Source organism: Actinoplanes sp. NPDC048791, assembly GCF_040650095.1.
GTDB lineage: Bacteria > Actinomycetota > Actinomycetes > Mycobacteriales > Micromonosporaceae > Actinoplanes.
Map to the genome: position 1 here is coordinate 1 of NZ_JBEZGQ010001400.1, position 1755 is coordinate 1755.

The 1755-nt window shown below is 74.9% G+C and carries 2 protein-coding genes; both read right to left on the reverse strand.

Annotated features, from left to right (window positions below):
• On the reverse strand, window positions 1-1346 hold a 1346-nt coding region (locus AB0C29_RS46755; RefSeq protein ID WP_360834617.1), incomplete at its 3' end, for an MMPL family transporter.
• A gap of 84 nt (window positions 1347-1430) precedes the next feature.
• Window positions 1431-1755: hypothetical protein (locus AB0C29_RS46760; protein WP_360834619.1), on the reverse strand; the 325-nt coding region annotated here is incomplete at its 5' end.

Here is a 1755-nt window from a genome sequence, read left to right on the forward strand (position 1 = left end):
GCGGCGACGCCGGGCAGCTTGCGGACCCCGGCGGTCACCCGGCCGGCCACCGACGAGACGGTGTCCTTGCGCGGGCCGCGGATCACCACCAGCAGCGGACCGTTGGCGCCGGCCCCGAAGGCGGCGGTGGTCAGGTCGTACGCGACCCGCTGGTGGGAGCCGGCCGGTGCGGTCCCGTTGTCCGGCAGCGCCAGCCGCATGTCCCGCACGGGCACACTGAGCACGCCCAGCCCGCCGACGACCACGATCACCACCGGCACCCGGAACCTGGTCACCCAACGGGCCCAGGTGAAGCCGAAGCCGTCCTCGCCCGCCTTCCGCGCATGCACGCCCCGGTTGCGCAGACCCCGCGGCAAGATCCGGCCACCGGCGAAGCCCAGCATGGCGGGCAGCAGCGAAAGCGCCACCAGTACGGCGGTGAGCACGGTCCCGGCGGCGGCGAGACCCATCGCGGTGAGGAACGGGACCCCGACCAGGCTGAGCCCGGCCAGCGCGATCACCACCGTGGCGCCGGCGAAGGTGACCGCCGAACCCGCGGTCGCGGTGGCCCGGGCGACCGACTCCTCGGCGGCCATCCCCGCGGCGAGCTGGGTCCGGTGCCGGGAGCCGATGAACAGCGCATAGTCGATGCCCACGGCCAGGCCGAGCATCAGCGCGAGCACCGGAGCCGTCGACGACACCTCCGCCACGGCCGTCACCAGCAGCAGCCCGCACATGCCCGCGATGACCCCGATCAGGGCGGTCAGCAGCGTCATCCCGGCCGCCACCAGCGAGCCGAAGGTGACCACCAGGACCAGGGCGGCCACCGCCACCCCGATCACCTCGGTCGCGCCGATCTCCGGTCCGCCGCCGCTCACCCCGCCCGGAACCACCCTCGGGCGCTGGTCCGTGCCCTCGGACGCCAGCTTGTCGAAGGCCTCCCGGTCAGCGGGGGAGAGGTCGTCCGCGCCCTTGGTGTACTGCACGCTGATCAGGCCGATCGTGCCGGACCGGTCGATCCGCGCCGAGGCGTAGGGATCCACCACGGCGACGACCCCGGGCAGCTTCGCGGCCTGCGCCACCACGTCGGCCACGGCGGCCCGGGTGATCGGGTCCGCCAGCCGGGCCCCGGCGGGAGCCTGGACGACCACGGTGAGCGCGGCGCCGCCGGCATCGGGCAGGTCCCGCTTGAGGGCGTCCAGGGCCTCCTGGGACTCGGTGCCCGGGATGGTGAAGGTGTCCACCGTCTTGCCGCCGAGGGTCAGGGCACCGGCAGCCAGCAGGAGCAGAATGAGCGCCCAGAGGCCGGCGACCAACCGCCGGCGCCGGAACGAGAAACGGCCGAGGCGGTACAGCAGCTGGGCCATGGTGACGCTGTCCGATCTGCGCTGACAGGCATGTTTGTCCTGGTCAGCGTAGCGATCGGAGCGCGCCGGGGCGGCGGATCAGGCTCAGCGGGGGCGCTGGCCGCGGGAGGTGGTGCCGATCTCGGGCTCGGGACGGCGTACCCCGGCCTTGCCCGCGGCCGAGTTGGTCGCGAAGCGGGCGGCGGCCCGCCGGACGTGGGCGGCCCGGGCCGTGAGGTCGGTGGTCGGCACCTCGGACAGGTCGGCTTCCTCCTCGGCCCGCGCTTGTTCCGCCGCTGCCTGCTCCGCGGCGGCTCGCTCGGCGGTGGCGGCCTGGTCCGCGATGGCCTGTTCGGCGGCTTGCTCCTCGGCCGTGGAGACCAGGCTGGCGATCCGGGCGGCCAGGTCGGCCGCGCGGGACGCGAGATCC